Here is a 3,066-nt window from a genome sequence, read left to right on the forward strand (position 1 = left end):
ATTAATCATTGGCGAAGTTTTAGAAATCATCAATGCTTTACCCCCTAATTTATTAAGAGAAGTAAGAGATTTTGCTAAAGTTTTAGAACATAGAAAGTGATGAAGTCGGGCAAAGTTTACTACCCCAGTAGCATCAGGTGGTTTTTTTCTTCGGGAAATTTAAACAGAAAAACTGTAATGACATTAAACATAGATAAAAAACTATAACAAAGATAGATAAAAACTCAGAATAAAACTATTGACTCAGCAGAAAAAAGGTGGTATGACTGAACTCAACAATAATGGAGGATTTACCCCATGAAAACCAAAAAACTGACCCCCCGCAATGCCGCTCCTGTTCAACGGGAAAATACCGCTACCGTCTCTCGTAATGACAATGCGATCGCCCCCCTAGATTTACTCCGAAGAGGTTCAAAAGGAAATGCTCCTTTTGCGGGCGACGACGCGGAGTAGTCCTCATAATTCTAACACTCACCTCAAAAAGTGTCAAAAGTCTTTTTCTGTCTCCCTTAGCGCACGGTTCGCATCAACGAATTGACGCACAATCCTTGTTAATTCGCGGCTTTCGGATACCGGGCATCGGGGAGGCGGAGAAGCTTCTTGAGCAGGGGAGAGAGGGAGCGGGGGAGTACAGGTTTTTGCTCTTCTGTTGTCTCCCTTTTCCTTGGTTCACGAGTGCTAGAAGATTTAGTCAATGCTACTTAAAAAGTCGGAGATTGTCTTTGACTTCTCTTGGTCAAAAATTAGAGTTTTCAATAAGTACCCGATTGATGTTTCTAACAGTAATTCGCTTATTTTAAGAGCGATTTGGTCTTTGTTGCCTGTGCCTTTTTTGTTGCCAAATTGTTACAAAATTTAATAAAAAAAGCCTTGACAATTGAGTGACTTCAGGTAAAAAACAAGACCAACCTAATGTTGTTAAGACCCAGGAAAAAAGACAATTAAAAAAATCAATGGCGTTAGCTGAAGCGGTTAAACGAGGATTAAAATAGCCTTATTTTTTTATTTTAAAGAATTTAGATACTTATTTACAAATTCAGAAGGCATTAAACATTCAAATTCACCTGTTTGTTGAACCAAAATCTTAATTAACTTATGATTAGCAGATATAAAACATTGAGATTGACCAACTTTTGCCGTTAAATAGACTCCTACATCTTCACGAGGAATTACTCCCAAAGCCTCCATTTCAGCTAACTCAAAATCATCAATCTGGACATAGCAAAACTTTAAGTTTTGCCAGATCCTTCCAATTATTTCTCCACTCCAATCTTTATTTTTTAAACGTTTGGCAACTCTGGTAATTTGGTTAATAAGTTCTTCAGAAATTATTACCCCCACAGGATTATCGTTTGGGGCTTCCCAACCTAACCATTGTAGAATTAAACCTTCAGGACTTTCTAGCTCAACTGCACCGATTAAATGAACATTAGTGTCTAAAAAAATTAATTCAGGAATTTTCTTCATTGTATTGAATCTTGTTTTTGTTGACGTTCTTGAGATATTTCCCGTTTAATATCTTGGACAAGATCAACAATTTTCTCTCTTGAATCATAACCTGCTTCGGTCAAAGATTGTTTTAACTCCTGTTGTAATTGTTCTGCTGACATTAAAGGATGTTGTTGATATTTACTGATTTGTTGCCAAAAGTTATTAATCTCTGTTTCTGTTTCTTCCCAAAGAATGATAACTCTTACTGAACTGGGTGGAGTCCCTTTAATTGGGTGGTCTAAAGATAATTGACCTACCTTATCGATCTTTCCAGTAGATTGAATTGCTTTCATAGTTATAAAGATTTTTGCCAACGACTTTTATTGGCATGACCTATTCTATCACTACTTCACTCAGACAAAATCTCACCAAGAAATATTTGGTAACAAATTATCACAAAAAGCTTGACAAGTGCTTAAACATCAGGTTAAACTCCCCGTCAAGTCAAATTTCACCTTAAATTCTGGAGAGGAACGTCCTTTTGCGGGAGACGACGCAGAGTAATCCCCCTGATTCTAGCACGAACCTCAAATCAGGTCAAAAGTCTTTTTCTTCTTGCCAGGGCGCACGGTTTGCCTCAATGAATTGACGTACAACCCTAGTTAAATTCAGGGCTTTCGGAAGCTTCTTGAGCGGGGGGCGGGGGAGTACAGATTTTTGAGCTTCTGTTGTCTCCCTTTTCCTTGGCTCACGAGTGCTAGAAGACTTAGGTTCAGGGAGATGAACCCGTCTATCTCGCAGTCTGTCCAAAATCTGTTAAAATTATAAGATGCTAAAAAGTCTGCGCTATAATACTCAGCTAGGATGATATAAAAGTAATTATGGAGAAGCAATGAACACTATCCAACTGACACCAGAAATAGAAAATTTGATTGCTCAACAAATTAAAACAGGAAAATATCAAGATGATTTAGCCGTTATTCAAGAGGGATTGCGTTTATTGGCAGAAAGAGACAGAATTTATCGAGGAAGATTTGAGCAATTGAAACAGGAAGTCATGATTGGTGTGCAAGAGTTAAGGCGTGGAGAAAGTTTTGATGGTAGAGAATTTATTAACAGATTAAAAGCCACAAATCTTCAGGATAGTGGCTCTTGAATTATGACGGTTATTTTAATATCTTCAAAGGCTAAACGAAGATTTAGAAATTATCAATGATCGGATTGCTTATTCTAATATTCAAGCTCCCAATCAGTTGTTAGATAAGATTCTTGATAAATTTGAAATCTTAGCCAGTTTTCCTAATGTGGGAAAAAACAGGAATGAATTGATTATGGGTTTACGAAGTTTTCCTGTAGAAGATTATCTAATCTTTTATTTTCCTCTTGAAAACGGAATTAAAATCGCAAGAGTAGTTAGTGGATATAGAGATTTAGATGCTATGTTTGATCTTGATTAAGAAAGTGATCGCATCAAGCTAAACTTAACAAAAACTCAATAAAAATTTACCCAAAAACTATTGACAAGAAAAGTAAAGACTGCTAATCTGGAAACTCTAAATATTTTGAGGATTGAGAGTAATTGTCATTAACTAATCGAGAAAATGCTTTTATTCAGCCTGAAAAACTCATTGATTA

The 3,066-nt window shown here is 36.3% G+C and carries 5 protein-coding genes; 3 read left to right on the plus strand and 2 right to left on the minus strand.

Going from position 1 to position 3,066, the window contains the following annotated elements:
- Nucleotides 1–297 precede the first annotated feature (297 nt).
- Entirely contained in the window at nt 298–453 is a 156-nt protein-coding gene (locus tag O9332_RS24510; RefSeq protein ID WP_002758006.1) for an anacyclamide/piricyclamide family prenylated cyclic peptide, read from the plus strand.
- 549 nt (nt 454–1,002) lie between these two features.
- Here O9332_RS24510 and O9332_RS24515 read toward each other — a convergent pair.
- On the minus strand, nt 1,003–1,467 hold the full coding sequence (locus O9332_RS24515) for a PIN domain-containing protein (protein WP_002758004.1): 465 nt from the start codon (nt 1,465–1,467) through the stop codon (nt 1,003–1,005).
- Nucleotides 1,464–1,784, minus strand: a complete 321-nt coding sequence (locus tag O9332_RS24520; RefSeq protein WP_002758002.1) for a hypothetical protein — start codon at nt 1,782–1,784, stop codon at nt 1,464–1,466. Before O9332_RS24520 ends, O9332_RS24515 begins: the two co-directional genes overlap by 4 nt.
- 539 nt (nt 1,785–2,323) lie before the next feature.
- On the opposite strand from O9332_RS24520, the gene O9332_RS24525 reads away from it, so the two are divergent.
- Nucleotides 2,324–2,587, plus strand: coding sequence for a ribbon-helix-helix domain-containing protein (locus O9332_RS24525; RefSeq protein ID WP_002758001.1), 264 nt, complete (start codon nt 2,324–2,326; stop codon nt 2,585–2,587).
- 79 nt (nt 2,588–2,666) lie between these two features.
- The gene (locus tag O9332_RS24530) at nt 2,667–2,888 is read left to right on the plus strand and encodes a type II toxin-antitoxin system RelE/ParE family toxin (RefSeq protein ID WP_230401062.1); all 222 of its coding nucleotides are present in this window, start codon (nt 2,667–2,669) and stop codon (nt 2,886–2,888) included.
- The last annotated feature ends 178 nt before the right edge of the window (nt 2,889–3,066 follow it).

It is taken from the genome of Microcystis sp. LE19-10.1B (assembly GCF_027530565.1).
In the GTDB taxonomy this organism is placed as follows: domain Bacteria; phylum Cyanobacteriota; class Cyanobacteriia; order Cyanobacteriales; family Microcystaceae; genus Microcystis; species Microcystis aeruginosa.